The organism is Parasphingorhabdus sp. W113 (assembly GCF_055693205.1).
In genome coordinates, this window is record NZ_CM146328.1 from 1,304,742 (window position 1) to 1,330,944 (window position 26,203).

Sequence of the window (26,203 nt, forward strand, 5' to 3'; positions counted from 1 at the left end):
ATTAATAAGAGCTTGGGTTCCTGCGGCCATCTGCGTACCGTTTGCGCCATAGGCAAGAATGTTTAGCGCCATCGAATCAGTCCTTTTTTTGCGAGATATCGGGGCTGTATGGTGAGGTTTCGACAAAGCGCCATCTCAGCGATGTCGCAGCAGTTTGCCGTCTAACAGTGTTTATTTGCACTCGAAGAAGACGCTGTGCCCCGGGAAACTCTGCAACGCGCGCTGCGTCTTCGATGAGAGATGCACGACCCAGAATATGCAACTGGTCTCCCGTTTCGAACTCCACAAACAGCAACCCCGCATCTGGATTGAGAAGCAGATTACCAAATGTGTTGAAGAGGTAATTGCCCTTGTAGTCAGGAATGGTGATCTGTGACGGGCTGTCGACCGATACAAAGCCTGGTTTGCCGCCCCGATGATTAACGTCCACACCCTCGTAAGGAGCACCGGAGCCATCCTTTACATAGGATGCAATAAAGAACGTATCGGTAGCCTGAATGAGCGCAGCATCTTCAGCAGCAAGCGCGTCATGCTCATCGACACTATTCATCGAGGGCGAATGCCCGCGTTCAGACACTTCCCGCAGACTGATGTATTTCGGGCAATTCCCGTAGCTTTGCACCACAGTGATCGTGATTGCGCTGTCGTCCAACGCAGATATTTGGCCATGCATGCGGTTGCGGCGGCGGTTGGAAAGATCCAGTCCAAGCACCGCTATCGGCTCTCCGATTGCCAGCCCATCAAAGGCAGCGTCATCGCCTCTTTCACCTGTCTGGATCACCAGCGTTTTGGGATCAGGCGAGGCGGAGAATCCCATAGGGCCGGTCAAGATGGAGGCATGCGGTAGGCCGTTTCGATCAACCGTTCCCAGGAAGATGTATTCTAGTCCCTCAAAAAAGTCCCGATGCTGATCTGGCATGGCGTCTCGCATCATGATCTGCGTTACTTTGTCGATCTTTGAACGCATTCCGGTCTGGCTCTGCAACCGTAATTCGCCTTCATGAAAATGCTTGATCGTCATAAGGTGCTCCTAAAACCGGTATGATTACGCGAGGTTTGGCGGACCGTTCGGGCAGTCGATCAGATAGCCCCCGCCGCCGTTTTCCAGCTTCTTGGCGACTTCGGTGGACTGGCCTTCGGCCATCAGCTATTTCGAGGGGTTGGTGGGCCAGACGTTTGGTCATGGTGTTCGCTTTCAGTTTGTGAGTGGAGGGCGGCAAGATCAGAAATCAAACGATCCGGCAGCGCGCACGGCTTCGGGAAGCCAGGTTTCCTGAATGTGGAGCCACGTCACCGGCGAGGTCATTTCCATTAGAACGGTGGTAATGCGCGCGTTGTTTGCTTCGGCGGAAAGTGTCGCGCCGGTTTGCCATTCAGTGTAGGTCGCCAACACCAGGTTCTCGCGCTCATAGCGAACATCCACGTCGCGGATATGGATACGGAAATCTTTGTTTGATCCGTACCCTCGACCGAAGCCTTCCTTCAGAACGGCTCCGGTCATCGCCTGACCTTCTGGTGGAATGAAACATACATCCTCGTGCAGACGCGACAGGAAACGCGGCTCCAGCTGGTCACGATCTGCGGTACCGTTGAACCATTCCGTGAAGAAATCATGCAGGTCTACGATCTCTTTTTTGACGATTTCCAAGGTTGTCATCTGTCCAGCTCCGATTGGATTTTGAGGAGGGTTGGCCGCGCCAGAACGGCGCGACCGCCCGGGAGGTTATTCAGGCCCGTTGTTGTCCATATCGAGGAACATCTTCCACGCGCCGGTCTCGTCCCGTTTGTAACCTAGGACCAAACGGCCCTCAGGCTTTTTGACTTCGCCGGTATCGCGCATCTTCATCGTTCCGTAGAAGCGACCAGAAACAATTGCGGTGTCGCCGTAAAACTGCAGGTCTTCGATGTCATAGCCGGATGTGATTTCGGCTGCAGCGATGCGCGGATTGTACTTGTCGCGGATGGCTTGGGTGCCGACGGTGACAGGCTGACGCTCGTTTATCGTCATGACGTCCGGGTGGCACGAGGCTACCATCCGCTCAATGTCGCCTCCGTCCAGGCCGCTGTTCCACTCATTGATTGCAGCTTCAATTTCTTCGCGTTCGGTCATGGTCTTACTCCTAGGTTTTGGGTTTATGAGCTGTGAAGAATTGGCCGACGACTAATTCGTCGATCTCGGCCAGAAAGGCTTTGGTTGCAGGACGCGCGGTAAATTCGGGCGTCACGGCCTTTGCTGTCTCGATATCCGGGAAAGTGAAGATATCCGTGTATAGCGTTGGGCGAGACGGATCGACGGACACCAGCGTTTCCCACGATGTCACGCCATCTAAGGCCACAAAATCCTTGCGCGCGGCTTCCCGAACGGCATCGACACGCCCGCCGTCCTTCATTTTCAGAACGAAAATCTCTGTAATTGCGGCCATCATCGTGTCCTCGTTTTTCAGCTTGCTCAGAACATAGACCACTGTGATCGTAAGGGTAATCCACCTTTTACCTAACACGGTGATCGATATAAAGAACAATGAGTCGAAACAGTTTTGGAGATATAAAGGTCTTTGTGGAAGACGCCCGCCGTGGCGGTTTTCGCTCGGCAGCGGAGCATTTACAAATGGCCCCAGCCTCGGTCAGCGAGGCCGTCCAACGGTTCGAAGACCGGCTGGATGTCAGACTGTTCGAGCGGTCAACACGTTCCGTCGCTCTGACGCCGATTGGCGAGCAGTTCTTTGAGAAAAGCTTGCCTGCGGTCACTGATTTGGAAGGAGCGATCCGCGACATCGACGACCAAAAAGATCAGGTGTCAGGCACATTGCGCCTATCAGCACCCTACAGCGCGGGTCCGTTCTTTCTGGACGATCTGGTTGCACATTTTGCCGCCAAGTACCCAAACGTCGATGTGGAAGTGATCTACGACGACAAGAAAGTTGACCTTTTGACTTCCGGCATTGATGCGGCAATTCGGTCGAATACGCTTCTGGGTCCAGACACCCATGCGGTTCCTGTGGGTCCAGAGCTCAAGATGTGCATTGTTGCGGCAGCGAGCTATCTCGGATCGAGAGGGACACCCGAACACCCGCAAGACCTTCTTGACCATGATGCGATCTGCTATGCTTTTGGTCCCGGCGATCAACTCGCCCCATGGGGATTTATCGGGGCAGATGGTTCATACGTTATGCAACCCAAGCCACGCATGGTCGCAAACGACATGCGTTCGCTGTTAAACTATGCGCAGCGCGGTTTAGGACTTGCTTATGTTTATGCTGAGATCGCGGCTCCCTACATCGCCGCGAGCAATCTAACAGAGGTGCTGGCTGACCACTTGTCACCATTGCCACGCTATTCACTAAACTACAGCAGCAAACGGCATATGACGCGGCGGTTGAGGGCTTTCGTCGACATGGCAAAGGAAGCCACAGTCGTTCAATAAAGCACATTGGCCGAAAGGCGAAAGATTGGAGGGCAGATGGTAGGCGAAACAGACCTGGACGAACTGATGAGGTCACTTTCATTTGTGCTCATTGATGGGGTCTACGTCTTTGTCACCGTTCCAACAGATAAGCAGCCACTTAACATCGCGCCACGGATGATGTTCCAAGAGGCTGAGGGAACAACTCTTATCCTGTTAAAGTCAGAAGCCGAGACCCTTTCCTTACCCTTTGAATTTCCGTGCCGCATGATAACACTGAATATTCATTCCTCATTGGAAGCCGTTGGGTTTATGGCGCGGATTGCATCTGAACTTGCGAAGCATGATATGGGTGTAAATCCTGTGTCTGGCTTTTTCCACGATCATTTATTCGTTCCTAACGGCCGGGAACAAGATGCTATAGCTGTCCTAACAGGACTTCGAAATTCGTTCTGATTTGCGAACAATCCGCTTTGGCTTTCATAGTCTTCATGTCGGCGACCTGAATCCGGTCCCACGCTGAGCGAGTTCTAAACGCGGATGACTTCCCGCGTGATCTGCCAGCGACCGTCCTCGTGGACAAAATCAATGCTTAGCGTCACGATCTGCTCGGTTCCCGTAAGATTGACCTTCCGGCTGATCACCACATGGCCCTGCGATTCATTGGCTTCCACCAAATGGTACTTGGCCCAGATATTCGGTGCGACCGCAGCTTGCGTTGTTTCCGTGACATGCTTTATGAAGCCGGGCTTGTCATTGGTTTGCACCTCGCCATCGGCGCCACACATGTAGATGCGCATGTCGTCGTGGTAGATACGCTCGAGAATATCGAATTCGCTGGCGGTGGCAGAGCCTATCAGCTCATCAAGCGCAGCTTTCACTTCAACCGCTTGGGGGCTGTGGGGCGACAAAGGAACCATCACTCTGCCTCCAACGGGTATTGGTTGAACATATCGGCCACGATCTCCCAATTGTCCGCTGCATCATCGCGAACCAGCGTGAAGTGATAGGTCCCTTTGAATGCGACCCCCTTGCTTTCCACGGCACCTTCGGCCTCTCCAATCATGACGGCTTGAGTGCCGTCATCAGAGACGAAGAGATGTTCGATCGTATGCGTGATTTCGCCGTCGTTTTCGACAAGGAATGTGAACGTCTGGCGCGGAACGCCGTCGCGGCCTTCGGCAGGTGGCGTCGCAGGCGCAATCCACAAGGCGCCTTCATGGTAGAGCGACATCATCCCCTCGACGTCCAACGCCTTGGCATGGGCGTTGAAGGCATCGTTGAACGCGACAAGGCTGGCGCTGGTATCCGCGTCGATGTCTTGAGCAGCGACAGGCGCGGCTGCAATCAACAGAGCAGCGACCGATGCAGACAGGGTTTTAAATTTTAGCACGGTTTTTCCTTCGATGTTGTGAGAGTTCAGCAAATGAGACAACTGGAATGATCAGGCGTATGAGCCGTTGGCCGGGAATTCGCCGGTGATCGAGCGCATGAAGCCGATGCCCCGCAGAACAGCGTTCAGATCCGGGCGCGCGAAAGGGACATTAGAGATGTCGAGCATTTTCAGATTGCCATCGGTGTCGACCAGAAAAAGGCCAGGCTCGGCGAAGGGCCTTTCCGCATCCATACCCAGCCGGGGCGACGAGATGTAGAGACCAAGGGCCTTCATCTGCTCGACGGAAAGATCATAGCCAACCTCGTAGCTGGGCGCGACCTCCCCCATCTGGTCCGCGGCCCGCGTCGCACTGTCCGCCGAAACCGCAACCACGGTGACACCAAGCTCTTCCAGTGGGGCGACAATTTCATTCAGACCCCGCAAATAGGTTGTGCAGACCGGGCAGTGTTTTCCGCGATACACGACCACAAGCTTCCAGCCGTCTGGTCCCTTTGTCTCAGAAAGATCGACCTCCCCACCGTTCAGAGCGGGTACGGAAATGGCGGGAAACGGCTGTCCTGGTTCGGGCTTAGGGGTCGGCATCAGAGGGCTTTCTTTTCTATAATGATCGTTCTATATATCACTTATGCCAACTCTAGGGGTGAGGTCAATAGATATATGACGAACGTTACAAAAAAAATGGGACGTCCCAGAACCTTCGACAAAGACGAAGCCCTGCTGGCGGCTATGAATGCCTTTTGGACAAAAGGGTATGACGGCACATCCATGCGTGATCTCACGACAGTGATGGGGATCAGTGGACCGAGCCTTTATTCGGCCTTTGGAGACAAGCGCGAGCTCTACCTACAGACAATTGACCGATATGCGGACGTGGATGCCTGTGCTCCCATCGTTGCTTTTGAAAGTGAGCCAGACATTGAGAAAGCCGTGCGGGATTTTCTGACAGCAGTGATTACCTATTCCACCATGTCTGACGGCGGCGCAAAGGGTTGCTTTCTCGCCTCGTGCGTGTCGACCACCGTTGGTGAAGTCGAAGGTGTAGCGGAACGCATGGAAAAGGCGATCACGGATACGGATGATCGGCTTGCAGCGCGATTTGACAAAGAGAAGCAGACCGGCGGCCTCCGCGCAGATTTTCCCTCGAAGGCCCGGGCCAGACTGCTTTTCGACATGCGGCAGGGTTATGTTTTTCGCGGACGAGCAGGTTGGTCTGCAGACGATTTGATGAACGACATTGATGATCGTGTAGCGATGGTACTGATCTGACCTGGTAACTGGTCAGCAAAACTAAAGCGGCCACTTATGCCCGAAATAACATATGAGCAAACGGACCATGGTCGCAGGTAAAGCGAGACTATCATTGCTGCGAAACTAATGATTACACAAGTTTAGGAGTGAACGGAAAAGTAGGATGGTCGTTGAGCTGAAACATCTCCGCTACGCCATAGCGGCCGCCGAGCCACGTAGCTTTAGGCGTGCTGCAAACGTTGTCGGAGCCCATCAGTCGGCGATCAAGCGTCACTGCTAGCTTGTCAGCATACGCCTTTTCAGGGGTCTGCAATTGTACGCCTCAACCGTCGCGTTCGCTGTCAGAAGATGGTCTAAAGTCTCATATCTAATAGTCACCAATCTCCGCCAGAAGCGCAAAAGTGGTCATTGGAAATTCGTGTTCCGCCAACAGTGTTCAACTTTATCTGGTCAATGCCATTTTGGCGGAATTGCCAGAGAGCAAGTGATACTCGAGAAAAAATGCTATATTGTGGCAGATATGCCAAAACTTACAATAGCAATGAAAGACTTTGTCGCTGATCAGCGATTGGCGTTTCTGGCAACTGTGTGTCCAGACAGGTCACCAAACCTCTCACCCAAGGGTCTTGCTTTTATTCCAGATGATAGACGGATAGTCATCGGTGAAGTGAGGTCGCCTGAGTCTATAAAAAATCTTGGTTTTCAATCAATTGCCGAGTTGAACGTCGTTGATCGAAACTTGCGGAAAGGATATCGTTTCAAGGGAACTTGTGTTGTTTACACAAGTGATGACGAATTTAATCGTCTTACAAAATTTCTTCGCTCCAAAGGTGCTATTTCGCCCATACAGTCGATAATTGTCATGACAGTCGAACATGTACGTCAGATTTCTTCACTTGTATATGATCGAGATGCTTCTGAGGTGGAAGTTCGAAATCAATGGAAGCGCTATTAAGGTAGTCTTGATTCTGACCATGTTGAAAAGTGAGTATGAGGTTATCAGTCAATCTTCTGTGTCTGCTTTCGAGATGCTCCAGACGCGGCGGTGCTCGGGTAGGTTGTACGTCGGGCCGCCGTCAACAGCGGAACAGCTATGCGTTTGAAGTTATTTTCTCGATCATTGCGCCCAACCACCACTGAATGGAATTGACTGACCTACAAAGAAATCGCTTTCATCAGATGCAAGGAATAGCGCAAATTTGGCATCTTCCTCGCCGGTCGCCAGACGTCCGATTGGAACGGATTGAAGCAATTGTTTGAAAGGTTCGGTTTCCACAAACTCAGGTGAAAAATAAGCGGGGTTCTCAACAAAATTTTGAGCGATCAAATTGATTTGCACATTGTGCCTTGCCGCTTCTGCTCCGGCATTGCGAACATATCCGACTTGAGCAGAGCGCGCCGCTGCATAGGCGGTCACGCCTTCAAGGGCCTTCACGCCGGTCGCACTGCCATAGACCACAATTTTTCCGGCTTGGCGCTGATACATTTTAGGCAGAAGAGCACGGCACAGACGGTGCAGCGGATGGACCATTATGTCGAAAGCCTGATTCCAGACAGTATCATCAGTGTCCACAGCCAGGACCCCTAATTTGGCATCCGCTGCGAGATTGGCGACGAGAACATCAATATGCCCTGTTTCTTCGATTAGCGCTTCCGCCGCTCCGGGCTGGGTCAGATCGCGATCATCGGCAATGACCTCCGCGCCCTCTTCACGAAACAATTTGATTGTCGGCGGCCCCATATAGTCGTTCGCTTGGGTCACCAGTATTCGCTTATTGCTTAATCGTCCCTCTGACATTTCATGCTCCCTTTATTGTTCCCCGTCAGCCATCGATAGACAGATTGCGGTTATGTAGGCACCGAGCCCGGAACTGCAAGCATATACACGGCGTGCGATGACTCTCTAGAATTTGACGAAAACGGCGAGGAGCAGTTTTTGGCTTTCACGAGTTATCGAGCAATTGATTGTCCGTTAATGCCAAAATGAGACAGTGCCGATCCTGCAACGAATCAAGATAAATCGATAATACCGGATGCTCAAACTGCTTGCTGCCTGCCGTTCAAAGCCACCTATTTGGGCCAGCGCGTTTGGTTCATCCCGCAATCTGCCTGAATTTCGGCACCGTACATATATGATGAGTCATCGGAGGCAAGGAAGAGGGCTGCCTTTGCCATCTCTTCGGGCCGGCCAGCGCGGCCAGCCGCCAACACTTCATCAAATATCGCATATTGTGTTTCAATCTGCCGCTCTGTCTTACCAGCCTTTTCCAGCACTTCTGTTTTTACTGGCCCTGGACTGAGGACATTGATACGCCCCCCAATCTTTGTTAGATCAAGAGTTAAATTGCGAGCCAAAGAACGAATTGCGGCCTTGGATGCGTTGTAGACGGAAAACCCTTCCATACCTATTCCATTTAACGAAGATGAAACAAGAATAACCGAGCTTCCTTCACGCAGCAATGACAGAGCATACTGGACCGTAAAGAAGGCTCCCTTGACATTTACATCGAAAACTTGATCGAAATCAGATGCGCTGATATCTGGGGATTGACCATGAGCCGCTATGCCGACGCTGGCCATTACGATATCAAGATGACCAACCGTAATGAATGCGGTTTGTTCTTCAGACGTTGTGTCATCTAGTTGATCCTTTTGCTCGGGGAGGGGGGGGGGCGGCCTCTTCGAACTCTCAAGCGAAATAGGGCAAAAGTCCGGTATTTGGATGGCAGTTGACATACTCGCATATGCTTTTGTCACCATTAACAATCAGCACTTCATGCCATAGTTTCAAATCAAGTTGTCCTTCATGTTTCTCGACCATTTTGAAGAAATTGCCAAAGATGGCGAGGTGGGTGGGATGATTTTTGGACCAGTTTTCCAGATGCGCCATTGACATGAACATGGCGAGGCCAAAACTTTGTGCGGCATGGCTGCCATCGAGCGCTGTTTCGTCCATCAACCGGCACGAAGCGCAACCTGAATCTTCTGGATTATCGCGCAGATAGGCCATACCGGCGGTGAGTTTGGGTTTGACAACGTCCAGATAAGTCTCGAGTTCTTCATCGGAACAAGCGCTCCAATTCTGACCCGAGCGGATCAGGCAAAGGTTGCTAGGCAAGGTCGCACTTACTCGCAGACCGCGTGATGAAGCCAGTTTTGCATCCGGCAGTTTGTCACCGATCGTGCTGGCAAAGTCATCTTGCTTTGAATCGGGAACCCGGTCCCGCATTCCGCCCCAATAATTATGTTCGCGAACCGGTTCCCCAAATTCGTTGCCCAGGCGAGCCACACCTGTTGGATTCTGTGAGGAAAAAAGTGTTTCAAACCGTCTGGTTGGTACAGTGAATATCTCGCGCCAGAAACCATGCGCTCCGCTTTCGCGTTGATCGTCATCCCACCAGGTTTTAAAGCCCGAGGCCTGCCACCAGGAATCAAATGCATCTTGTCCGGGCCAATAGGCGATGAAGATATCGTTTTGATAGCCAGAAGCATCGACATATCGCGCGCGCGTCACAAAGGATGGCGCCGATGTGCCTGCAACGGCTGCGTGAAACTCATCTTCGAAATCACAAGCGGGAGTGCCTGTTGATCGCTGCGTTCCGACATAAGCAAAAACCACTTCCTTGATGCCTTCATCAAAGGCGCTTTGCCAAGCGTCTACTGGTGGCTCCCAATTTTCGGGCATTTGTTTTGGCACTTTGCTCTCCCTTTATGATCTATCGGGCCAGTTCATTCAGCAGCTTCGATGTTCATCTCTTTTTCGCTATCTATGAACTCGTCAAACGATATTACACGAGGCTCGCTATTTTCCAGCGAACCCAACTGTTCGACACTGGAGCGGCGCTCCTTATTGGCGACAAGACGGAAGACATCGGGGCGAGAATAGTGACCGGAAGGATCTGCCGCCGCTTTGGCAAGGCTGATCATATCGAGGTCAATATCTGCATAAATGATTCCCTCCTCGTTCGCAGCCAGAGGCTCTGCGATAGAGCTCCCGTCCGGGCCAAAAATCCGTGAGGTTCCTCCGCCCAGTGGCAAAAGCTCCTTTTTGAAATCATTATTGCAAATCATTTCCTGAATTTCCGGTGTTACAACGGCGGTTGCTGCCAGCACGAAACATTGCCCTTCAGCGGCATAAACCTGGCTAACGGCGGTATTCAATTCTGCTCCCAGCGCATAGGCTTTGCCAGCATAAAGTGAAAATCCAGGCCAGGCACCAATATGCACCTGTTCATTTTGTGAATACATGGCAAATTTGTTGAGCGGGTTAATATGTTCCCAGCAGCATAGCGAGCCGACACGGCCCAATTCGGTATCCCGAACAAAATAGTCACTGCCATCGCCTTCGCCGAAAATGGTCCGCTCGGTATGCGTTGCCTTCAATTTGCGGCGCGGTGTAATCGTTTGTGTCCACGGATCAATGTGCAGTTGCGCAATATAGAGACTGCCATCCTTTTTTTCGCTGTATCCAAGCACAACATATATCGCATTGTCCAATGCAGCTTTGGCAATTCGCTGCACTTCGGGACTGTCGGCAGTCATGCAATTGTTGAAATGGCGCGGGACAAATTGCATGCCCACTGCTGCCGCATCGAGCCATGCCCACCATGGGTATCCCGGAATCCAGCATTCTGGAAAGGCGATTAGCTTGGCACCGGTCTGAGCCGCTTCCTCAATGAGCTTTACCGTCTTGGCAACACCGGCCTCCATATCAAAATATTCCGGTGCAGCTTGCACGCAGGCTACTTTATAGGCGGTGGTGGACATGTGCTCTCTCCTTGATCCCCTATGGGAAATTTGCTCCAGAAATCTCTATCTTTCCTGTTACCAGCCTCACGAAAATGGCTTTGCCCTGATGGGCATCACAAATTGCCTCAGACGGCATGGACCCATTTTTTTGGTGACAATCAGCCGGTTCTGCTCCAGTTTTGAGGAATGGAGCAGGGTTTAACCGTCATAAACACGGATTCGGTGCCGTCGACGCATCGGGTTCCCTATTGGCGTGATCTGGTCTGCGAGACTTTTGTTGAACTGGCTTGCGAAACTACCAAAAAGCAAGATTTTTTCGGACAGATCGAAAGCCAGTTGGTCAATGATACCAAATACTCCCATGTCCGCTCAACATCCCACCATGTAGTACGCGATCGAGCGAGGATTGCACGATCCAATGAAGAGAATTATCTGCTGAGTCTCCAGGTCAGGGGCCGGGGCATGTTGATTCAGGATGGCCGCGAAGCGATGCTCGATCCCGGGGATTTTGCCCTATATGATGTGACGCGTCCCTATGAATTGATCTTTGATGACGAGTTTGAACAATTAGTAATGCAGGTTCCGCGCGACCAGATTGCTGCCCGACTCTTTGATGTGGATAATTTGACCGCCGTGGGTGTTTCCGGGAAAGTGGGTGTTGGGCGGCTGGCCTCCATGCTGATCACCCAGACCGCGAGCCAGCTTGGCCATCTCGATCAGGAAAGCCTTGGTCAGGCACAAGCCAGCACGTTGGACCTGATGGCCAATGCATTGGCCAGTCAAAAGGGCATTCGCAGCGAATTGGTTTCAGAAAGCCAGGAACTAACCATTCGGCGCATCTTGCAATATATTGAAGATTCGCTCAGCGATCCCTCTTTGACCTGTGAAAAGGTTGCGGAAGCCAATGGCATTTCCGAGCGTTACCTACGGAAATTGTTTCAGAACAAAGGGCATGGCGTTTCGGAATGGATCTGGCAGCGCCGGCTGGAGCAGGCCCGGCAGGATCTTCAGGACCCGCTGCTCGGGCACCGTTCCATAACTTCGATTGCCTATGACTGGGGCTTCAAGGACACGGCTCATTTCAGCCGCGCATTCAAGAAGCGCTTTGAGCAAACACCGCGGGAAACGCGCATCTCAACTTCACGACACTGATATAATCTGCAGATGAATTTGACGGTGCATTTCTTCTTGGAGTGCAATTGATGCATTCCGTTCCGATAAATTCCACTCATACCGGATCAGACAAACACTGGTGCCTCTGCATGCAATAATGCTTCAAAATCATCCCCTACAGACTGACGCTGAAGAGACTGCTTAGACCGCAGTGATCACCAGGGAGGCTGTATTGACACACCATAAAAACTATCCGTTGAAGAAAGGCGTTTCATTCAAGAATGCTGCTTTGCGTGCGGGCGTAGCGGCGACAGCCCTCGCGCTAACAATCAACCCGGCATTCGCGCAAGATGGAACCGCCCAGAACGACCAAGGCGGTCTTGATGTAATCGTTGTGACCGCGCAGAAACGCGCAGAAGGCCTCCAGGATACACCAATTGCCATTACCGCAGTGTCGGGCGAGTCTCTTGAAGCGCAGGGTGCTGAAAACATCTCCAACTTGCAACAAATCACACCCAATCTGGTGTTTGATACGACCGCACCAGTATCTGGTGTGTCATCTGGCGCTATCGTTTTCATTCGCGGCGTTGGCCAAACTGATTTTCAACTGACTACGGATCCAGGCGTCGGAACATATGTCGACGGGGTTTATATCTCCCGCTCCGTTGGCGGTGTGCTAGACGTTCTTGATCTCGAGAGAGTTGAGGTGCTTCGAGGTCCGCAGGGAACATTGTTCGGACGCAACACGATCGGCGGTGCCATCAGCCTGATTTCCAAACGGCCATCTGATGTTTTAGAGGTCAAAGCCGAAGCAACCATAACCAGTCGAAGCGGGTTTGGCGGATTTCTGGCGCTGGATGCTCCTCTTTCTGATAGCGTCAGAACCAAGTTTGTTGGCTCCTACAAGACACAGGATGGTTATGTTGATGGCCTGATCGATGGCCGGCAATTGGGTGATACGGATCGTTTCTCGATCCGCGGCACAATCGAAGCCGATCTGGGACCAAATCTGCTCGCCACTGTGTCGGCAGACTATACCCATGTCGACGAACAAAACGCGGCCAGCAAACTGGTCGGTATTTCTATTGCTGCACCGGGATCGCCAACACGAACCGATTTCCGGTTTGATCGGGCAACCGGAGGGGTCATAACAACCAATACTGCTATTCCGCCAGGCCCGCCTACGCTGACCTTTCTGCAAAATGTAGGGCCGACGGGCGTGTTTGATCAGAGGTTCATCCTTCCTGATCTGGATTCAACCTTGGCAACCGGCCCCAATGGGACAGAACTGGATATCTGGGGTGTCGCTTTGACTTTGGCACTTGATGTCGGATTTGGTGAACTGAAATCGATTACAGCCTATCGCGAAACCAGTGGTTCCTTCGCGCGTGATGCCGACAATTCTCCTGTTGCGCTGACGCACACGAACAATTTTGACTATTCACAAGACCAGTTCAGCCAGGAATTACAACTTACTGGCTCAGTGATCGATGATCGGCTGAAATTTGCCCTCGGAGCCTATTATTTTGATGAGAATGGCAATGATAATCTGACTGTTACCTTGCCTTTCCTTTTTGGCAATGTGAACAATTTCGCCTCAGTCAGCAACAAGAGCTATGCAGCCTATGCGCAGGGTACGTTCAGCGTCACCGATCGGCTCTCGGTGACTGGCGGGGTACGTTATACGGAAGACGAAAAAAGCTATACTGTTCCGGTCAACGGTGGTGCTATTCAAAATGGGCCGGCAGCCGTTTTTGGACCTGCGGGTACCTTCACACCATTTTTTCCAGCCGGAACCGTCAGTCAGAAATTTGACAACGTATCCTTCAAAGGTGTGATCGACTACAAGCTTTACGACGGCACGCTATTTTATGTAAGCTATTCGGAAGGCTTCAAAAGTGGCGGTTTCAACACCCGCTACCTGATCCCTGTTCCTGCAGTACAATCTTTCGCACCGGAAGAATTGACGACTTATGAGGCGGGCGTCAAATGGGAAGGCCTTGACCGGCGCCTGCGCCTCAACGGAGCGGTGTACATGTCGGATTATGACAATATCCAGCTGGTCGTTTACGATAGCGGCGCGCCCCTGACCCGCAACGCCGGTACTGCTGATATCTGGGGTTTTGAACTGGAAGCAACAGCACTGCCAATCGACGAACTGGAGCTCGGGTTTTCCGCAGGCTATACGGATGCGGAATATCAGACGGTCACGCCGCTCAACCCTCTAGTCGCTGTCGATAACCAAGTGCAATTGTCCAGTGCGCTGCCGAATACGCCCGAATGGTCGCTGAGTGCCTATGCCCAGCTCACCATTCCAGTCACCGATTCCGCCGAGATTCGGACCCGTGCAGACTGGTCTTACACCAGCACTATCGAAAACGATGCCGTGAACTCGATCTTCCTGCGGCAACCCAGTGTACATCTGATCAACGGATCAATTGGCCTGCATGATGAGGACAGCGGGCTCTCGACAACGGTGTTTGTCAAAAACCTCACCAACCGGCGCTACATTGTCAGCGGCGATTCCAACTTTGGCATTGGTTTCCATGAAGCCAATTTCAATGAACCGCGCGAGTGGGGTGTATCGCTCCGCTTCAAATATTAAAGGCAACCGACATGGCAAAACCTTTTGCATCTTCTGCAGACCTTGATGAAAAAACCGAAACGCTCGAGGTTCTGGACGACGGCGTCTATGCCCTGACCGCAGAGGGTGATCCCAATGTCGGCGCGATTGAGGGAGAGGACTTCCTGGTATGCATAGAAGCGCGCGCCACCCCGGCGGCTGCACGTGACTGGCTGGTCAAACTTCGTGAGCACACGGATAAGCCTGTGAAACATCTGGTGCTCACGCATTATCATGCGGTTCGGGTGTTGGGTGCGAGTGCCTTTGAGGCGGAGACAATAATTACTTCTGATACAACATTGAAACTAATCGAAGAACGCGGAAAAGAAGATTGGGATAGCGAATATGGGCGGATGCCGCGCCTGTTTAAAGATCCTGATGAGATTCCCGGACTTACGCGACCCAATCTTACCTTCAACGACCATATGACCATCGAGCTTGGAGGGGGCCGCGGTCATCTAGATTTACAATTCTGTGGCCGCGGTCATACCGCTGGCGACATCGCGGTCTGGCATGATAAATCAAAGACTTTGTTTGCCGGTGATTTGGTCGAGGCGCAGGCAGCACTCTATACCGGTGACGCCTTCCATATGGACTGGGCGAGCAACACCTTGGACGCGATCAAAGCATTTCGCGCAGAGAAGCTCGTTGGCGGCCGGGGCGCAGTCGCACTGGGCCATGAAGCCTGTGACGCAGCGGTGGAACAGACTCGAGAATTTCTAAACGGCATGATCGAAAATGTCGGCGCAGCCCATAAATCGGGTGGTACATTGAAAGATGCCTTCCTGGCGACACATGAGGCGCTGGCGCCCAAATTCGGGCATTGGCCGATCTTTGAACATTGCCTTCCCTTTAACGTTCAGCGTCTTTGGGATGAGTTGGAAGGTACCGACTGGCCGCGCATCTGGACCATGGAACGCGACCGCGAGGTCTGGGACCAGTTGCAGGATTAGCGCTATGGCATATTTACGACCCTTGGAAGATAATGAAATTGATGATCGGTTCATCATTGAACGTTTTGCCCATTATGCGGAAACGCGCGGGTTTACGCCCAATTCAATTCGTACCATGGCGCGGCGGCCTGATATTGTAAAAGCGTTTATGCAACTGAATCAGGCTGTGCTGTATGAAGGTACGGTTTCCGAGCAACTCAAGATGATGATCAGCCTCGCGACATCCTTTGCCTCTGGATGCCTGTACTGCCAGTCGCATATGACCAACCTGTCGCATATCTACAATGCGCCGGATGAAAAGATCGCTGACATTTTGGAATTTGAAACGTCAGCTCATTTCAGCGATGCGGAAAAAGCTGCACTGAACCTGGCTTTCAAGGCAGCACAGGTTCCCAATCAAGCAATCCAGGAAGATTTTGACCGGCTTGCTGAACATTTTAGTGAAAGCGAAATTGTCGAAATCGTGGCATCAATTTCGCTGTTCGGTTTCCTAAACCGGTGGAATGACACGATGGCGACCGGCTTGGAGCATCTTCCGGCAGAACGAACCGAGCGGATTCTGGCGGAATATGACTGGTCAGCCGGAAAACATGCTGCGACATAGCACGGAACCTGCAATGGCAATTCAATCCACCATTCCAGTCTGGCGAGACATCGGTGCATCAGCCCTGCCATCGAACCGGAACGAACAGGCAGAAGTTCTGATCGTTGGCGGTGGTCCGGTTGGCCTAACTCTCGCGCTGGACCTGGGTCGACGCGGGCGCAAGGTGACGCTGATCAACCAGCTGGATTTCATTTCCGGTGGGTCCAAGGCTATCTGTTTTGCCAAGCGCACGCTTGATATCTGGAGCCGACTGGGTGTTGCAGACCAAATGATCGACAAGGGTGTGATCTGGAACGTTGGCAAAGTGTTTTGCGGTGACAGCAAAGATCCGCTTTATCAATTTGATATGCTGCCGGTAAAAGGCCAGAAAAACCCCGGTTTCATCAATCTGCAGCAATATCATGTTGAAGAGATTCTGTTCGAAGCACTGCAGCAATATGACAATGTTGACATTCGTTGGGGACACAAAGCCAGCGCACTGGAGCAGCACGACGATGGTGCGCGGATTGAGGTGGAAACGATCGATGGTGACTACAAGATTGACGCCAAGTGGGTGATCGCCTGTGATGGCAACAAATCGCCGATCCGGAATATGCTTGGCCTTGATTTTGAAGGTCGCGTTTTTGAAGACAACTTCCTGATTGCCGATGTGAAGTTCAAGGAGCAGCGGCCTTCGGAGCGCTGGTTTTGGTTCGATCCACCGTTTAATCGTGGCCAGTCGGCTCTGCTTCACAAGCAACCCGATGATGTGTGGCGGTTGGATTTCCAGCTTGGTTGGGATATTGATCGCGAGGCCTGTACCAAGCCAGAAAATGTCGAACCCTTTGTGCGAGATATGCTCGGCGACGACGTTGAGTTCGAGGAGGAATGGTATAGTGTCTATACATTCCAGTGCCGCCGGATGCGTCATTTTGTGCATGACCGCGTAATATTTGCTGGGGACAGCGCGCATCTGGTTTCCCCTTTGGAGCGCGCGGTTGCAATGGCGGGGTGGCCGATATCGACAATCTCGGCTGGAAGCTGGATACCGTACTCAGCGGTGACGCTTCCTTGGCACTGATCGACAGCTATAATTATGAAGCGATTGAAACTGCGGACGAGAATATCCTGAATTCAACGCGCTCGACCGATTTCATGACTCCGAAAAGCAACATGAGTATTGCCTTTCGCGATGCGGTACTGGAACTGGCCGCCGATCATGACTTTGCGCGCCCCTTTGTGAATAGCGGGCGTCTGTCAACCGCGGTGGGTTATCCCGATAGTATTTTGAACACACAGGATTGTGACGATTGGCAAGGCGGCGTGGCGCCAGGATATCCGGCGCTTGATGCCAGCATGGGAGGGGGTTGGTTGCTTGATCATCTGGGCGACAAATTTGTGCTGATGACCAATGGCCTCGATATCGCAGTTGATGGCGTTAAGCAGATAGACCTGCAAAGCATCGGCGATGATGGCAGCGCAGCCAATCGCTATGCGATGCCGCTCGGCAGCGCCTATCTTTTCCGCCCTGATCAGTATGTTGCAGCGCGTTGGCACAATCCAGGCAAAAAGGGCATTTTGGACTCCATAAAACGTGCGAAAGGAATTGCAGATCATGACGATGCTTAACACTGCACCCAATGTCGCCATCCCCGACGACATGTATCAACAGTTTATCGATATGCATGACGGCCTGGACGATGTGGAAGGCATGAAAGTCAATGCCAAGCTGATCCTGTTGCTCGCCAATCACATTGGCGATCCGGACATCATTCAGCAAGCTATCACCATCGCCGCAAATGGCGCAAAACAAGCTGTCTGAACAGGCAGTACAGGAGACCCTTTATGATCATCCAGGCCCCCAATCTCTCCGGCATTCATCACGCTGCCTATCGCTGTCGGGATGCGAAGGAGACGGTGGAATGGTATCGCCGGGTATTGGGCATGGACTATACGACCGCCTTTGCCGAGGATCATGTGCCTTCGACCGGCGAATATGAACCCTATATGCATATCTTTCTGGATGCCGGGAATGGCAACGTGATCGCCTTTTTCGAGCTTCCCGAACAGCCTGAGATGGGCAAAGACCCCAACACACCGGAATGGGTGCAGCATATGGCGCTGCGCGTTGCTAGTGAGGAAGAGTTGCTCGCCGCCAAGGTGCATATTGAGGGTGAAGGTATTGAGGTGCTGGGCCCGACGCACCATGGCATCTTCAAATCAATCTATTTCTTTGATCCCAGCGGCCACCGGCTGGAACTGGCTGCCGATATTGGTACGGACGAGCAATATGCCGAACTCAAGCGCGTTGCTGAACCAATGCTGGAGGAATGGAGCCAGACCAAGAAGGCACCGCGCCATGCCGACTGGCTGCATGAAATTGCGCGTCAAGAACATGGAAATTGATATTTTGCTGTTCCCCTACGAAGGCAGGGGGCCATCTCCCGTCATCGCGTCCTGACGATAGGACCCGAGATGGGTTCCTGCTTTTGCAGGAACACGAAAGAATGAAAGATCACAAATGAAACTCGCCACCCTGAAAAATGACACCCGCGATGGCCGTCTGGTCGTTGTTTCCAAAGACTTAACCCGTTGTTGCGGTGCTGAAAACATCGCGCCGACTTTGCAGGCAGCTCTCGACGATTGGGACAATTGCGCGCTAAAGCTGGAGGCACTTTACCACGATGTTGAGCATCAGGCTGTTCCCTGTGAACGGTTCCATGAAAATGACGCCCACTCCCCGCTTCCCCGCGCCTATCAATGGGCCGATGGCAGCGCTTATATCAATCATGTCGAACTTGTCCGCAAAGCGCGCGGAGCAGAAGTGCCGGAGAGTTTTTACAGCGACCCTTTGATGTATCAGGGCGGCAGCGATGCTTTCCTCGGCCCCCGCGATGATATCCCGCTCGGCGATCCCAAATGGGGTTGTGATATGGAAGGTGAAGTTGCGGTCATCACAGGCGATGTTCCGATGGGTATCAGCGAAGAAGAGGCTGCCGATCATATCAAACTGATCATGCTGGTGAACGATGTGTCGCTACGCGGCCTGATTCCAGGAGAACTCGCCAAGGGCTTTGGCTTCTTCCAGTCCAAACCGCCATCTGCTTTCTCTCCGGTATGCGTAACACCGGATGAATTGGGCGATGCGTGGAAAGACAATGTCATCCACTTGTCATTGATGGTGGACTATAATCGCGAACCCTTTGGCCGCGCCAATGCCGGTGTCGATGCGACGTTCTCTCTGGCAAAGCTCGTTTCCCATGCAGCTAAAACCCGCCCACTTTGCGCTGGCTCGATCATCGGATCAGGTACCGTGTCCAATCAGGACGCAGACGGCGGCCCCGGCAAGCCCTGCAGCGAAGGCGGGCTAGGCTACAGCTGCATTGCCGAAATCCAGATGATCGAGACGATCAACCATGGCGAGCCGAAAACACCGTTCATGTCAGCGGGCGATACAGTAAAAATCCAGATGCTGGATGTAGACGGCCATTCGATCTTTGGTGCGATCAAGCAGGAAGTGGTTGCGGTTTAGCATGAAGAAAATTTATCCCGATGCCAGCAGCGCGCTGGAAGGTTTCCTGTTCGACGGCATGCATTTGTGCGTGGGCGGCTTTGGCCTGTGCGGCATTCCCGAACGGTTGATCGATGCGCTGCAGGATAGCGGCGTCAAGGACCTGACCATTGCCTCCAACAATGCAGGCATCGACAACGAAGGCCTGGGCAAGCTGCTTCGCTCCAAACAGGTGAAGAAAATGATCTCCTCCTATGTCGGAGAGAATAGGGAATTTGAAAGGCAGTTCCTGTCAGGCGAGCTGGAAGTGGAATTCTGTCCACAAGGCACGCTGGCCGAAAGATGCCGCGCTGGCGGTGCCGGCATTCCTGGATTCTATACCAAGACAGGCGTCGGCACACAGGTGGCCGAGGGCAAAGAGGTCAAACAGTTCGATGGAGAAGACTATATCCTCGAGCGCGGCATTTATGCCGATCTGTGTCTGATCAAGGGTTGGAAAGCGGACAAGGCCGGCAACCTCATATTCCGCAAGACCGCTCGCAATTTCAACGCGCCGATGGCAACGGCAGGGAAAATCTGCGTTGCTGAAGTGGAAGAGATTGTCGAGGTTGGCGAGCTTGATCCCGATGCCATCCATCTACCGAGCATATATGTGAAACGCCTAATCGACGGATCACTCTATGACAAGAAAATCGAATTCCGGATGACGCGGGAGAAAGCCGCATGAGCTGGACCCGCAATCAAATGGCGTCGCGTGCGGCGATGGAACTGGAAGACGGATATTATGTCAATCTGGGTATTGGCATTCCTACATTGGTTGCCAATCATATTCCGGATGGTGTCGAAGTTACGCTGCAGTCCGAAAACGGCATGCTGGGTATCGGACCCTTTCCCTATGAGGATGAAATCGATGCTGACTTGATCAACGCGGGCAAACAGACGATTAGCGAGCTAGATAGCTCCAGCTATTTTGGCAGTGCAGACAGCTTTGCGATGATCCGCGGAGGGCATATCGACCTAACCGTCCTGGGGGCCATGGAAGTGGCTGAAAATGGCGATATCGCCAACTGGATGATACCCGGAAAGATGATCAAGGGCATGGGTGGAGCGATGGATCTCGTCGCGGGCGTAAAGAAGATCATCGTCGCAATGGATCACTGCGCCAAAGATGGTTCTCCGAAATTCATACCCGAGTGCACCCTGCCACTGACCGGCACCAATGTGGTTGATATGATCATCACCGACCTGTGTGTGTTTCACCGCAAGGACCATGACAACCCTTTCAATCTGATCGAATTGGCACCCGGTGTGACAGCCGAAGAAGTCGCCGTGAAGACTACGGCAGCTTATGTAATAGAAACACGCTCTTGATGAAAGACTTCTGATATCCGCTTTGGACATGCCTGAGTCTGACATAATGGAAAGAGAGGATCACCCCGTCCAGCGGTTGATCCGTTTGAAAGAAGTCATGCACCGGGTTGGGCTGGGGCGTTCTACGATCTATCGCTGGATGGATGAAGGGATGTTTCCAAGACCGCATTCGATAGGGAATAATTCGGTTAGATGGCTCGAAAGTGATTTGGACAAATGGATATCATCCAATTTGAATATTTCCAAAGACGACGGATCTTAGAGAATTGGCAACGCAGTTTTCGAGCTCGTTCTCGCGCTGTCCGTGACAAAAACCTTGCTTTAACACCAATAGTTTCGAGCATATTTCTTTTGTCGTCTCTCCGCCAGCGAGCCGAACCGCCGTGTCTTAATAGTCAGGACTATTTTAGCCAATGCAAATCCATTGCGCTCAATCTACCTTTATAAAGATCGATTGCTGTATCTGGATTTTTCAATGCAGAGCACTTTGAAGATGCAATGCTATACCACGCTCTTTAAGCCAAATGATCTGGAGCTGGACACTGAGATGTGGATCCGTTCTGGTTCGATCGTGCCAACAGGACGATTAATATTATCAACAGGATAAAAAAGTCACTTCTCGACAGCTTGTATCCAGTTAATGCACAAGAAAATCCCAAAACCCATCCTTTAGATTGGGGATTGCTTAGCAAAGATGCTTATTTTTATCGTCAACAATCCGATCGCGGGAATTGCGGCAATCAAAGCCGATAGGGAGGGAAAGGAACATAATGATCATCAAAAAGACTATTGGTGTGTTGGCACTTTTGTTCATGATGACTGATGTAGCTAGTGCGCATGAAGCGGGAGACGTTATTGTTCGGCTGGGAGGTGCGGCAGTAGTGCCGAGCAAAGAAACCAGTGACGCCATCACTATCGCTGCGCCGCCACTTCCTGATTCAAGGGTCAGCAAGTTATCAAGTGATATTCAACCCGCAGCAACGGTAACATTTATGATTGCCGATCATTTTGGGATCGAGGGAACATTGGCTCTGCCGTTTACAGTCGACGCCGAGCTGTCGGGCGGTGTGCCACTTGTCACCGGAAGCCCAAGCATCGGATCTTCTAAATATCTTCCTGAAGTCATTTCATTGCAATATTACCCTCTCGATCCTGCTTCGAAATTTCAACCTTATGTTGGTGTGGGGCTTAACTACACGCTATTTTTTGACGGTGAGGCAAGTGATGCACTAAATAACAGTGCGGCAGGACCTTCTACATTGGATGTCGATGATTCAATAGGCGTCGCTTTTCAGGCAGGTGCAGATGTGATGATCAACGATAAATGGCTCTTAAACGCAGCTGTCTGGTACGTTGATGCAAAAACGGATGTTGTTGTGGGAACCTCGAATATTGGGAACGTTGATATCAACAATGTGAAAATCAATCCCTTTATTTTCGCACTTACCATTGGTCGTAAATTTTGACTGTATCTGACCGATAAGTTCCGGTGTAGTGGCAAAAGCGCTCACTGTCGCCAAAGCAGAGTGCGATGTTTTGCCGAGTTAACATTGTGACGTTGATGTCATCGTTGGCAATTATATTGAGGGCTCGAAAAAAGGCTGGGCATTGATGTCACAAAACCCGTTAAAGATCGCATTCGGTAACTATCGTGAGATTGTGACGGCAATATAGTTATCATTGCTGCGCCAAATTGAAGGCCGGAGCAAGGTATCTTGGATTTTGGAGGAAATTGGGAAAGAAGGTTGCTTCCCATTTCCTGAGTTGATTGCCAATCTCGCGCTTGCGAAATAGCTTTGTGTACCACCGATCAAAGATGCCATAGATATAAGACGAGGCAATTTGTTTTAGATGTCCAGCAATACACCGTCCGTTGCTATCAACAGTGGGAAAAAATGGAAAATATCCGGAGAATGTAAATGATAGACTATTATCAAAGGCTAATGCTTCAACATGGATTGATTGTCTGCTTGATTGGTTTGATCGGCGGCTTCTTGCTGATCTTCAGTATTTTGGGAGTTATCTCACTGTCTCCGATACCTTTAAATTTGGACTATAAAATACCCGGTACACCTGCAGCTTGGAAGGCTGTTCATGTTGGAAATATTATGAACGGATTGATGGCGATATTGTTTGCTTTTCTGCTCCCAAAATTGGAACTTTCAAACAGTGCCAGAAAGTTTGTCGCTGTTGGAACCGTGGTCACTATTTGGGGTAACGCATCGTTCTACATATTTGGGGTCTTTGCGCCAAATCGAGGATTGTCTCTTGGAGACAATAGTTTGGGTGAAGCAAACTGGGCTGGCATACTGGCCTTTACTCCTGCTTTTGTTGGCGCCTTGTTGCTCATCGCTATTGTTATCGTGATGTTTAGGGGGCTGCCGAAAGTTCACAGCGAGGGGTAAAATTGGAAAAAGGAGAATCGTTGACCCAATCTGTGCAAATGCTTGACGCTAACAAGCGTAGTTTTGGCCTAATAAAGACGAAGTTGACGCCGTTTAGTCCTGGATTAAATAGTGTCGATAGGCATCGTTTGACTAAAAAAATCCTGAATTTAGAAAATTCGGCAAATGTTGTCACGATAACCGGATCAGCCGGATCCGGAAAATCGATATTGATGGGGCAACTATATCAAAAAATATCCTTAGCAAACATTCCATCTTGTTGGATCAGTCTTGACAAAGAGGATGACGATCTTTCGGCATATCTCTCATATTTTACTGCCGGTCTGTCTGCATTGGCTACTAACTTGGGAGAGCGGGCATTCCACATGATCGACACCGAATATGTTGAAAGGCCAGACAAAATTTTTCGGACGATTTCGGAAGATATAAGTAACCTAGCTTGCCCCGCCTATATTTTTCTGGATGACTTTCAGAATATTTCGAACACATCAATTCTCGAAGGGATGGATAAATTTATTGCCGCTCTTCCAGACACCGTCAATCTGATCATCTCAAGCCGATCTCACGTTCCGTTGTCGCTCAGCAAACGTAAGATCACTGGTACCCTGATAGAAATTGATCAATCCAGCTTAAATTTCACTTTTGAGGAGTCTGCTTCAATGTTGAGTGAGATCAACAAGCTGGAGCTGGACCGTGAAGAAATCCAATCGCTAACGTTGACAACCGAGGGTTGGGCAGCTGGATTGCAACTTGCTGCTTTGGCTCTCAATCGAGAGCCGAAGGGAACTTCCGAACTGGTCAGCGATTTTTCCGGAACAGATCAAAATCTGACAAGTTTTTTGATGGAAAGTGTGTTTCGGAAGCAACCCGAAGAAGTAAAGGTGTTTCTACTGAAAACAGCTCCTCTTGCACGCATGAATAGGTCCGTCTGCGAGGTTCTAAGTGGCCAATCAAATGCTGGTGAAACACTTGAATATTTGCAAAATAACAACTTGTTTTTGATTCCGTTAGATGCCGCTGGAAACTGGTTTCGATACCATCACTTATTCTCGGAATTTTTGATTGCTCAACTTAACCGGGAAGGTCACGATCGATATCAGGCAATATGTGGCCAGGCTAGCGACTGGTTTCAATCTCAGGGATTAAACACCGAGGCAGTGCAGTATCTACTTTCCGCGCGGCGATATCCAGAAGCCGCAGACCTTATTGCGGTGAAGGGACTGCAGGTAGCGCAACATTACGGTGATCACAGAACTATTTTGGATTGGATTCGACGATTGCCGAATGCTTATCGTGATCATCATCCATTGATCGAACTAAATTATGCATGGTCGCTAATGTTTACCCGGCCAGGGGGAGAGGCGAAAGAAATTGCGCAACGGATCAGAGCCCAGTTGCATTCAAATTCCAATCGAAATTGGAAGCTTACTGAAGATGAGCTGGTCAGTGCTTTGTGTTTGACCGATGTAATTGAATCGATTTCCTATGCAAGCGCAGATATGTCTGAAAAGGCCTCGGAATTTACCCAAGCAGCTCTGGCAAAGTGGACCAGTGCCAGCGACTTTCAAATTGCAGCACTGTTCAATTCGCTGGCCTATAGTTGCATCGCCAATCTAGATTTTACGAAAGGGTTAGAGGCTGCTGAAAAAGCCAGACGTTTTGGTCTGCAAGCTGATGCCGACTATGCGATTGTTTGGTCGGATTGGATCAGTGCCATCATTTGTGTTAAAATGGGCTGTCTCAGAAAGGCTGAGGAACATCTCGAGCTTGGCAAAGTACGTGCTTCAAGATTCATGGGCAGCCAATCCCATGCGAACAGTTTGATATCCATTTTATTTGCTGAAGTCTTGTGTGATCGAGGAGAGATAGATGCGGCCAAGGCCAGTCTCGGTGAGTGTCCGGCGTTTGTTTCTACCATTGGTTCGATGGAACCACGATTAATTCTGCATAGGACAGAAGCACGGATATTGTCCGCGCTCGGAGAAAGAGAGAAGGCGATAAAAGCATTGCGATCTGGACAGGAATATGGCCTGAAATCTGAAACTCCTCGCATCTCGCTTTTTCTGGCAGCTGAAGAAATCAAACTCCTGTTGAATGATGGCGATGTGGACGATGCACTGGCCGTAAGTCAGCGATGGGGGTTTGTCGGTGACAAGAATCCCATGGAGGCCAGCTTTGACCGTGAAGTTTCTCAGACATTGCAGAAACAAATAAGGGCAAGGTTGCTTATCGGACAACAAAAATATGGCAAAGCTCTATCTATATTGAGTGATTTGATAGCCCGGGCCAAGATACAAAAGCGTGGTCGGTTAATAATCGAAATGACCGTTCTAAAGGCGACTACATTGTGGATGTTAGAAAGGGAAAATGAGGCACTTCGTGCATTGGCAACTGCTACGGAACTCGCCGCCCCAGAGCAGTTTGCTGCTCCGTTCCTTGAGTGTCCTAAAGTTACCGCGCAGATGCTTACGATTATTGTAAAGCAACGCTCGGGAGTCCAGCTAGGTTATCTAGTCGAAACATTTGAATTTGAATGTCAACTCCTGACATTGCTTAATGTCGACATTCATATCGAAGGGCAGGATATCCTTCCGCATGAAAATGGCATAATTTTGGACAAGCTTACAAAAAGAGAAATGGAGATCCTGGACCTGCTGGCAGTAGGCTTGTCCAATGATCAATTGGCGGAAACACTCCTTATTTCTGTCCCTACGGTGAAATGGCATCTCCACAATGTTTACGAAAAATTGGGTGTCAATAACCGCACTGCTGCAATTGCTTGTGCAAGACGTTTGAATATTATCTCCTAAATTTACTGTCTGTCGAATGGCTGTGTTTTTTGTTGCCA

General features: G+C 50.9%; 28 protein-coding genes and 1 pseudogene. 18 read left to right on the forward strand and 11 right to left on the reverse strand.

Annotated features, from left to right (window positions below; all coding sequences use genetic code 11):
* Positions 1-76: 76 nt before the first annotated feature.
* The 4 genes from ACZ1GS_RS06165 to ACZ1GS_RS06180 all read right to left on the reverse strand — a co-directional run bounded on the left by ACZ1GS_RS06165 (position 77) and on the right by ACZ1GS_RS06180 (position 2,426).
* Positions 77-1,021, reverse strand: a complete 945-nt coding sequence (locus tag ACZ1GS_RS06165; protein WP_472697610.1) for a pyridoxamine 5'-phosphate oxidase family protein — start codon at positions 1,019-1,021, stop codon at positions 77-79.
* A 201-nt stretch (positions 1,022-1,222) separates the two neighbouring features.
* The gene (locus ACZ1GS_RS06170; RefSeq protein ID WP_472697611.1) at positions 1,223-1,657 is read right to left on the reverse strand and encodes a hypothetical protein; all 435 of its coding nucleotides are present in this window, start codon (positions 1,655-1,657) and stop codon (positions 1,223-1,225) included.
* Between the two features lie 66 nt (positions 1,658-1,723).
* Positions 1,724-2,110, reverse strand: a complete 387-nt coding sequence (locus ACZ1GS_RS06175; RefSeq protein ID WP_472697612.1) for a YybH family protein — start codon at positions 2,108-2,110, stop codon at positions 1,724-1,726.
* Positions 2,111-2,120: 10 nt separating this feature from the next.
* Positions 2,121-2,426, reverse strand: coding sequence for a hypothetical protein (locus ACZ1GS_RS06180; protein ID WP_472697613.1), 306 nt, complete (start codon positions 2,424-2,426; stop codon positions 2,121-2,123).
* A gap of 95 nt (positions 2,427-2,521) precedes the next feature.
* On the opposite strand from ACZ1GS_RS06180, the gene ACZ1GS_RS06185 reads away from it, so the two are divergent.
* Positions 2,522-3,424 (forward strand): LysR substrate-binding domain-containing protein, encoded by a 903-nt coding sequence (locus ACZ1GS_RS06185; protein ID WP_472697614.1) that lies wholly within the window; start codon positions 2,522-2,524, stop codon positions 3,422-3,424.
* A 36-nt stretch (positions 3,425-3,460) separates the two neighbouring features.
* Positions 3,461-3,859 carry an ACT domain-containing protein gene (locus tag ACZ1GS_RS06190; RefSeq protein WP_472697615.1) on the forward strand — a complete coding sequence of 133 codons (399 nt, stop codon included), beginning with the start codon at positions 3,461-3,463 and terminating at the stop codon, positions 3,857-3,859.
* Positions 3,860-3,933: 74 nt separating this feature from the next.
* On the opposite strand, the gene ACZ1GS_RS06195 is transcribed toward ACZ1GS_RS06190, so the two are convergent.
* Genes ACZ1GS_RS06195 through ACZ1GS_RS06205 form a run of 3 tightly spaced genes read right to left on the reverse strand, consistent with a single transcriptional unit; the run spans position 3,934 to position 5,381 of the window.
* Entirely contained in the window at positions 3,934-4,326 is a 393-nt protein-coding gene (locus ACZ1GS_RS06195) for a hypothetical protein (RefSeq protein ID WP_472697616.1), read from the reverse strand.
* Positions 4,323-4,796, reverse strand: a complete 474-nt coding sequence (locus tag ACZ1GS_RS06200) for a YybH family protein (protein ID WP_472697617.1) — start codon at positions 4,794-4,796, stop codon at positions 4,323-4,325. Before ACZ1GS_RS06200 ends, ACZ1GS_RS06195 begins: the two co-directional genes overlap by 4 nt.
* Positions 4,797-4,847: 51 nt before the next feature.
* Positions 4,848-5,381, reverse strand: coding sequence for a peroxiredoxin-like family protein (locus ACZ1GS_RS06205; RefSeq protein WP_472697618.1), 534 nt, complete (start codon positions 5,379-5,381; stop codon positions 4,848-4,850).
* A 75-nt stretch (positions 5,382-5,456) separates the two neighbouring features.
* Between ACZ1GS_RS06205 and ACZ1GS_RS06210 the strand changes: the two genes are divergently transcribed.
* Together ACZ1GS_RS06210 and ACZ1GS_RS06215 are read left to right on the forward strand one after the other, a co-directional pair.
* A complete protein-coding gene (locus ACZ1GS_RS06210) occupies positions 5,457-6,065 on the forward strand; it encodes a TetR/AcrR family transcriptional regulator (RefSeq protein ID WP_472697619.1) in 609 nt (202 codons plus the stop codon).
* A 400-nt stretch (positions 6,066-6,465) separates the two neighbouring features.
* Entirely contained in the window at positions 6,466-7,002 is a 537-nt protein-coding gene (locus ACZ1GS_RS06215; protein ID WP_472697620.1) for a pyridoxamine 5'-phosphate oxidase family protein, read from the forward strand.
* Positions 7,003-7,164: 162 nt separating this feature from the next.
* Here the strand turns inward: ACZ1GS_RS06215 and ACZ1GS_RS06220 are convergent, their stop codons facing one another.
* The 4 genes from ACZ1GS_RS06220 to ACZ1GS_RS06235 form a co-directional block, all read right to left on the reverse strand.
* Positions 7,165-7,845: an SDR family NAD(P)-dependent oxidoreductase gene (locus ACZ1GS_RS06220; RefSeq protein ID WP_472697621.1), complete on the reverse strand. Its 681-nt coding sequence runs from the start codon at positions 7,843-7,845 to the stop codon at positions 7,165-7,167.
* Positions 7,846-8,117: 272 nt separating this feature from the next.
* Positions 8,118-8,627, reverse strand: coding sequence for an SDR family oxidoreductase (locus ACZ1GS_RS06225; RefSeq protein ID WP_472697622.1), 510 nt, complete (start codon positions 8,625-8,627; stop codon positions 8,118-8,120).
* A 109-nt stretch (positions 8,628-8,736) separates the two neighbouring features.
* A complete protein-coding gene (locus tag ACZ1GS_RS06230) occupies positions 8,737-9,744 on the reverse strand; it encodes a phenylacetaldoxime dehydratase family protein (RefSeq protein WP_472697623.1) in 1,008 nt (335 codons plus the stop codon).
* Positions 9,745-9,776: 32 nt separating this feature from the next.
* Complete coding sequence (locus ACZ1GS_RS06235) at positions 9,777-10,814, reverse strand: carbon-nitrogen hydrolase family protein (RefSeq protein WP_472697624.1); 1,038 nt, start codon at positions 10,812-10,814, stop codon at positions 9,777-9,779.
* A 168-nt stretch (positions 10,815-10,982) separates the two neighbouring features.
* Here ACZ1GS_RS06235 and ACZ1GS_RS06240 point away from each other — a divergent pair, with 168 nt between their 5' ends.
* From ACZ1GS_RS06240 to ACZ1GS_RS06305, 14 genes and pseudogenes are all read left to right on the forward strand, one after another.
* Complete coding sequence (locus ACZ1GS_RS06240) at positions 10,983-11,948, forward strand: AraC-like ligand-binding domain-containing protein (protein WP_472697625.1); 966 nt, start codon at positions 10,983-10,985, stop codon at positions 11,946-11,948.
* Between the two features lie 193 nt (positions 11,949-12,141).
* Positions 12,142-14,514, forward strand: coding sequence for a TonB-dependent receptor (locus tag ACZ1GS_RS06245; protein WP_472697626.1), 2,373 nt, complete (start codon positions 12,142-12,144; stop codon positions 14,512-14,514).
* Positions 14,515-14,525: 11 nt separating this feature from the next.
* A complete protein-coding gene (locus ACZ1GS_RS06250) occupies positions 14,526-15,485 on the forward strand; it encodes an MBL fold metallo-hydrolase (RefSeq protein ID WP_472697627.1) in 960 nt (319 codons plus the stop codon).
* A complete protein-coding gene (locus tag ACZ1GS_RS06255; RefSeq protein WP_472697628.1) occupies positions 15,406-16,089 on the forward strand; it encodes a carboxymuconolactone decarboxylase family protein in 684 nt (227 codons plus the stop codon). The genes ACZ1GS_RS06250 and ACZ1GS_RS06255 overlap by 80 nt, the downstream gene beginning before the upstream one ends.
* A gap of 13 nt (positions 16,090-16,102) precedes the next feature.
* Positions 16,103-17,697 (forward strand): annotated as a pseudogene (locus ACZ1GS_RS06260) (FAD-dependent oxidoreductase).
* Positions 17,684-17,890, forward strand: coding sequence for a DUF2783 domain-containing protein (locus ACZ1GS_RS06265; RefSeq protein WP_472697629.1), 207 nt, complete (start codon positions 17,684-17,686; stop codon positions 17,888-17,890). The pseudogene ACZ1GS_RS06260 and the gene ACZ1GS_RS06265 overlap by 14 nt, the downstream one beginning before the upstream one ends.
* Positions 17,891-17,913: 23 nt before the next feature.
* Positions 17,914-18,474, forward strand: coding sequence for a VOC family protein (locus ACZ1GS_RS06270; protein WP_472697630.1), 561 nt, complete (start codon positions 17,914-17,916; stop codon positions 18,472-18,474).
* Positions 18,475-18,589: 115 nt separating this feature from the next.
* The gene (locus tag ACZ1GS_RS06275; RefSeq protein ID WP_472697631.1) at positions 18,590-19,600 is read left to right on the forward strand and encodes a fumarylacetoacetate hydrolase family protein; all 1,011 of its coding nucleotides are present in this window, start codon (positions 18,590-18,592) and stop codon (positions 19,598-19,600) included.
* A 1-nt stretch (position 19,601) separates the two neighbouring features.
* Positions 19,602-20,306, forward strand: a complete 705-nt coding sequence (locus tag ACZ1GS_RS06280; protein ID WP_472697632.1) for a CoA transferase subunit A — start codon at positions 19,602-19,604, stop codon at positions 20,304-20,306.
* Entirely contained in the window at positions 20,303-20,950 is a 648-nt protein-coding gene (locus tag ACZ1GS_RS06285) for a CoA transferase subunit B (RefSeq protein WP_472697633.1), read from the forward strand. Before ACZ1GS_RS06280 ends, ACZ1GS_RS06285 begins: the two co-directional genes overlap by 4 nt.
* Positions 20,951-21,047: 97 nt before the next feature.
* Positions 21,048-21,212, forward strand: a complete 165-nt coding sequence (locus ACZ1GS_RS06290; RefSeq protein WP_472698077.1) for a helix-turn-helix transcriptional regulator — start codon at positions 21,048-21,050, stop codon at positions 21,210-21,212.
* 508 nt (positions 21,213-21,720) lie between these two features.
* Positions 21,721-22,416 carry an OmpW/AlkL family protein gene (locus ACZ1GS_RS06295; protein WP_472697634.1) on the forward strand — a complete coding sequence of 232 codons (696 nt, stop codon included), beginning with the start codon at positions 21,721-21,723 and terminating at the stop codon, positions 22,414-22,416.
* A gap of 453 nt (positions 22,417-22,869) precedes the next feature.
* Positions 22,870-23,355, forward strand: coding sequence for a hypothetical protein (locus ACZ1GS_RS06300; protein WP_472697635.1), 486 nt, complete (start codon positions 22,870-22,872; stop codon positions 23,353-23,355).
* Positions 23,356-23,357: 2 nt separating this feature from the next.
* The gene (locus tag ACZ1GS_RS06305) at positions 23,358-26,165 is read left to right on the forward strand and encodes a winged helix-turn-helix domain-containing protein (RefSeq protein WP_472697636.1); all 2,808 of its coding nucleotides are present in this window, start codon (positions 23,358-23,360) and stop codon (positions 26,163-26,165) included.
* Positions 26,166-26,203: the final 38 nt, after the last annotated feature.